This window comes from Micromonospora sp. NPDC052213 (genome assembly GCF_040679695.1).
Classification (GTDB): domain Bacteria; phylum Actinomycetota; class Actinomycetes; order Mycobacteriales; family Micromonosporaceae; genus Micromonospora.
On record NZ_JBFAVI010000290.1, the window covers coordinates 1 to 4236 of the forward strand.

Sequence of the window (4236 nt, forward strand, 5' to 3'; positions counted from 1 at the left end):
GGTCAGAGCGGGCGGCGGATGTGCAGGCGGACCGTCGTGCCGACGGCGGTGCTGTACACCCGGACCAGGTCGCAGAGCGCCTGCACGATCACCAGGCCCCGACCGCCGACGCCGTCCTTCGCCGGAGTCAACCGGCCGGCCAGCGGGTCGGCCAGCCAGCCGTCGTCGTGGATCTCGCAGACCAGGTGCTCGGCGGTCCGCCAGACCCGCAGCACGCCCGCGCCCCCGGCGTGCGCGATGCTGTTCGTGGCCAGCTCCGTCACCGCGATCTGCAGGTCGGCCACCCGGTCCTCGTCCAGCCCGGCGACCCGGCCGTGGCCGGCGACGAACGCACGCACGGCGGGCAGGCTGTCGACCTGGTAGGCCAGTGCCGCGACCGGTTCCGCCGGTGCCGGCAGCGGGAGGTTGTAGCGGGCGACCACCTCCGACGGGGCGTACGCCCCGCTCGACCGCCGCCCCGCGCCGTCGACGAGCACCGGGTGCGTGGCGCACGCGTCGGTCAGCACGTCGTCGTCGAGACCCGCCACGTCGTACGGGCAGAGGATGGTGGCGTCGCGGCCGGCGAACGCCATGTTGATCAGCGCCTCGTGCTGGGCGCAGGCCGGATACTCGGTGTCGCTGCGCCCGGCCCAGATCGGCTCGCCGATGATCCGTACGCGCCGGCCGGCGTGCTCGTCGATGAACGCCTGCAAAACCCACGGGATGATCCGCCCCGGGTTCCGGCCGGCCTCGGTCATGTCCGCCCAGCGCACGCCGTCCATCGCGCCGACCGCGGCGCGGACCTGCCACAGGTTGGCGCCGGGCATCGCGACCAGCACCGGTTCTGCGGCGGCCAACCCGCTGGTGATGAACGGCACCGTGCCCGCCAACAGTTCGTCCGGGCCGCGATAGAAGAGGCCCTCGTGCACGAAAGCGCCCGCTGTGCCGCCCGGCCCGGTCATGCCGCCCGTCCCACCGGGTACGGGCCCGACGTGCCCGGGGACCCGGCGGCGGCCCGACCGTGGCGGGGACGGGGGGTGACGAAGCGGCCGCCGGCGGCGAGCGCGTCGGTCTCGTCGTCGTCGGCCCACCAGACGTGGTCCCCCAGGGCGGCCTGGTCGACCACCGCACCAACAGTCAATTCCCTGCCTTCCGGTCGGCGCTCCCACTGTAATCCCCGGTTTCGGTACCGGCCCAGCGGGTGAACCGTAGGCGCCCGGCGCACCGTGACCGACTAGGCTCTGCCGGCATGACGACGGACGACGCCGGCCGCCCACCCGCCGTACGCCAGCTTCGTCTGGTCGTGGAGGCCGAGGACTACGAGGCGGCGGTCGGGTTCTTCCGTGACGCGCTGGGCCTGCCCGAGCAGGCCGCCTTCACGGGGGAGGGCGACGCGCGGGTGGTGATCCTCGACGCCGGCCGGGCGACGCTGGAGATCGCCAACCCGGCGCAGAAGCGGATGATCGACGAGGTCGAGGTCGGGCGGCAGGTCGCCCCTAAGATCAGGGTGGCGTTCGAGGTGGACGACAGCCGGTCCGCCACCCGCCGCCTGGTCTCCGCCGGCGCCACCGAGATCGCCCCGCCGACCGTGACCCCGTGGCAGTCGCTCAACGCGCGCCTCGACGCCCCGGCCGGCCTGCAGATCACGCTCTTCCAGGAACTGCTCGGCGCGGACGAGCGGGCGACCCTCGACGGCTTCGGCACCGACCGGGCGCGCGAGGAGTAACCGAAAGGCGTTTGCCGGTCCGTTCGGACCGTGGCCGGCAACGACGGCGCGGGCGGCAGGGCGGAACCGGGATCGGCCGGGGCCGGACAGGTCGGTGACCGGCTGCCGCCGCCGCACGACGCAGCTCCGGCCGGCACCGAAAATCGGGTGCGCCCCGGCCCGCGCGCGAGAAGTATTCGCAGCCGTGCACCCCACCGCCGGTCCGGCCGCCGTCGACGCGGCACTGAGCCCCGCCCAGCGCGCGGCGATCGGCCACGTCCGCGCGGCGGCGCTGCGCGACCGCCCCGCCGCCCTGGCCGTCATCGCCCGCGCGCTCGCGGGCTCGGGCGTGACCCACCGGCCGGAGCGCCTGATCGCCGCGGTCGGCCGGCACGGCCGCCTCACCCTCAACTTCCACCCGGACCGGCTGTGCGCCGACGGGCGTACGGTGGCGTCGGCCCTCGCCGCCGAGGGCGTCTACCGCAGCCAGTTCGAGACCGGCATCTCCAACGGCGGGCTGACCGCCTTCCCCGGGGGCGACCGGGACCGCTGGGAGGAGACGCTCTTCGGCGGCGCCTACCAGGTGCCCGGCGTGCCCCCGACGGACCGGCCGAAGTACGGCGGCCTGAACCTGCTCGACCACCCGGACGGTGCCAGCCCCCGGTTCGGCTCCTGCCACCTTCGGCTGCGTCCCGAGGTGCTCGCCCGGGCGACGTTCTGCTTCGGTGACAGTCACCTGGGCCCCCGCGACCTGGGCACCGTCGACGTCTTCGAGCCGGTGCTGGCGGCCCTGCTCGCGGCGACCGACAGCACCGGGGTCAGCCTGGGCGTGCCGGGGGACGTGGTGGCCCTGGTCCGGGCGCTGCTGCGCCGCCGCGAGGAGGCCGCGTGGGCCCCCGGCGCCGCGGGTCGCGCCCTCGACGACTACATCGAGGCCCAGATCCACGGGGAGTTGAGCCTGGCCCGGGACGTGGAGGCGGTGGTCGTGGACCCGTCCTTCCGGGGCACCGAGGCCGGGGAGACCCTCGACGCGCTGGCCCGTCGGCACGGCGTCGCCCTGCACTGGCACGCCGGCTTCGCGCTTCCCGTCGACCGGATTGATCCCGACTTCCGGGGGCCGGCCATCCCCCCGCTGGCCGCCCGGGTGCACGCCGAGTTCGCCCGGCCGGGCGATCCGGTCGACGCCGCCCTGATCGGGCGCGCGGCGGTCTCCGTGGTCACCGAGCCGTCCCGCTGGGCCGACCGGGGGCCGGCCGAGGTCACCCTCCAGCACCTCAAGCAGCTCTGGCACGTCCTCGTCCGGTTCGGCGCACCCCACGCCGCCTGAGCCGATCCGGTCCGGCACCGTGCCGGCCCTCACCGGTCCGGCCTCGCGGTGACCGTGTTCAGACTGTTCCGGTCCGGACTCGGCCGGCCTGGATCGATCGTCCGGTTCATCTTTCCCCGCGCCGAACGCAGGGGAGTGTCCTCGCCCGTCCCGCGTGCCGAGTGACGGCGACCGCAGCAGGCCACCACCGGCTCATATCCGGAATGCCCGACAGGTCAAGCTGGTTGTGTCCCCCGTACCGCCGGAACCGAAACCTCCTCCGGCGCGGAAGTTCCCCCGAGGAGCGCTCAGCACGGAGCGCTTCGCCTGACCGAAAGGGCAACCATCGTGAAGTACGACTTCACTCGGTGGCTCCCGGCCATCGCGAAGGACTCGAAGGACTCGAACCGCAAGATCGCGCTGAGCGTCGTGGGTGTCGCCGCCCTCGGCGGCCTGGCATTCGGGCCGACGGCCGTGGCCGCACCTGTCACCAGCACGCCGCACGAGGGCGCCGTGGCCGCGATCGAGCAGGCCACCGGCCAGGGCAAGTCGGCCCCCAGCGACGAGTCGGCCCTGACCACCGGCGGCGAGACGGCCAAGCCGGTCGCCGACAAGCCCGCCCGGGACGAGCTGATCCCGCACGGCGTGCAGGGTGCCCAGTCGCGCATCCCGCTCGACGACGCGCAGCTCGCCAACGCCAAGGCCATCATCGAGGAGGCCAAGGAGACCGGCGTGGGTGAGCGGGGCGCCGTCATCGGCATCGCGACGTCGCTGCAGGAGTCGAAGCTCTACAACCTCGGCCACCTGGGCGCGTACAACGACCACGACTCGCAGGGCCTGTTCCAGCAGCGCCCGTCGTCGGGTTGGGGTTCGCCCGACCAGATCACCGACCCCGAGTACGCCTCGCGGGCGTTCTTCGAGGCGCTCAAGAACGTCGGCGGCTGGCAGGACCTGCCGCTGACCTCCGCCGCACAGACGGTGCAGGTCTCGGCCTACCCGTTCGCGTACGCGCAGTGGGAGGAGCAGGCGGCGGACATCGTCGCCCAGCTCTGGTGACGACCGTGTGACAACCGCATGACCCGACCGGCCGGTCCCGATTTCGGGGCCGGCCGGTTGCGTCTGCGGCGGAGCGCTCTTCCGGCGCTGTGCCTCCTTTGGCGGGTGTTGGGTTGCGGTGCGTGGTGGTGGGGGTGTGGCCCGCCGTGCCCGGCTCCGGGCGGTCAGGCTTGATCCCTGCGCCGGGCAC

General features: G+C 74.2%; 5 protein-coding genes. 3 read left to right on the forward strand and 2 right to left on the reverse strand.

The features are described from left to right. Positions 1–2 precede the first annotated feature (2 nt). Both AB0L34_RS33015 and AB0L34_RS33020 read right to left on the reverse strand, forming a co-directional pair. The gene (locus AB0L34_RS33015; protein WP_363709508.1) at positions 3–941 is read right to left on the reverse strand and encodes a sensor histidine kinase; all 939 of its coding nucleotides are present in this window, start codon (positions 939–941) and stop codon (positions 3–5) included. After that, positions 938–1120: a hypothetical protein gene (locus tag AB0L34_RS33020; protein ID WP_363709510.1), complete on the reverse strand. Its 183-nt coding sequence runs from the start codon at positions 1118–1120 to the stop codon at positions 938–940. Before AB0L34_RS33020 ends, AB0L34_RS33015 begins: the two co-directional genes overlap by 4 nt. 108 nt (positions 1121–1228) lie before the next feature. Between AB0L34_RS33020 and AB0L34_RS33025 the strand changes: the two genes are divergently transcribed. From AB0L34_RS33025 to AB0L34_RS33035, 3 genes are all read left to right on the forward strand, one after another. Next, positions 1229–1705, forward strand: coding sequence for a VOC family protein (locus tag AB0L34_RS33025; RefSeq protein WP_357461524.1), 477 nt, complete (start codon positions 1229–1231; stop codon positions 1703–1705). Between the two features lie 184 nt (positions 1706–1889). Then, on the forward strand, positions 1890–3011 hold the full coding sequence (locus tag AB0L34_RS33030; protein ID WP_363709512.1) for a DUF3626 domain-containing protein: 1122 nt from the start codon (positions 1890–1892) through the stop codon (positions 3009–3011). Between the two features lie 327 nt (positions 3012–3338). Next, positions 3339–4046 carry a hypothetical protein gene (locus AB0L34_RS33035; protein WP_363709514.1) on the forward strand — a complete coding sequence of 236 codons (708 nt, stop codon included), beginning with the start codon at positions 3339–3341 and terminating at the stop codon, positions 4044–4046. Positions 4047–4236: the final 190 nt, after the last annotated feature.

Coding starts and splice junctions, on each gene's coding strand:
- AB0L34_RS33015 (WP_363709508.1), bottom strand. CDS start 941: ATGACCGGGCCGGGCGGCACAGCGGGCGCTTTCGTGCACGAGGGCCTC.
- AB0L34_RS33025 (WP_357461524.1), top strand. CDS start 1,229: ATGACGACGGACGACGCCGGCCGCCCACCCGCCGTACGCCAGCTTCGT.